1 pseudogene is annotated in these 436 nt (G+C 41.7%); it reads right to left on the bottom strand.

From position 1 onward, the window contains the following. Nucleotides 1-377, bottom strand: a pseudogene (locus C6366_RS21155) (tRNA threonylcarbamoyladenosine dehydratase); the annotation flags it as partial. Between the last annotated feature and the right edge of the window lie 59 nt (nucleotides 378-436).

The raw sequence follows: 436 nt of genomic DNA, 5'->3' as shown, positions 1-436 counted from the left end.
CTTCGTACAATTGTAGAAGCAGCAATAATTCCGAAAAGAGCAGGCATGTAACTGATGGTTCCTACAGTGGTTTTCTTGTTGGGTTCATCGTCCACAAAAAGAAGGTGTTCCTTTTGCACCATTTCGGGACTGAATACCACTTGAAAGCCTGATTTAATCTCAAACTTATTCAATCGTTTACGCACCATCCGGGCCAACTTGCAGTTATAAGATTTGGAAATATCTGCGACCTGCACCAGAGCCGGATCCAATTTTCCACCAGCACCCATCGACGAAATAACCGGTGTACCTTTCTGTAGAGTATATGCGATGAGCAAAACTTTGGGTGTAAGTGAATCAATGGCATCCAACACGTAATCAAAAGGCGTTTTTAACAACTCTATTATTTCCTGTTCCGTTATGAAACAATTGATGGGATGAAGAACCAATTCGGGAT

The sequence above is a fragment of the Desulfonatronum sp. SC1 genome (genome assembly GCF_003046795.1).
Lineage (GTDB): Bacteria > Desulfobacterota > Desulfovibrionia > Desulfovibrionales > Desulfonatronaceae > Desulfonatronum.
The sequence above is the reverse complement of the archived record's forward strand: the minus strand, read 5'-3'. Positions and strand labels throughout refer to the sequence as shown.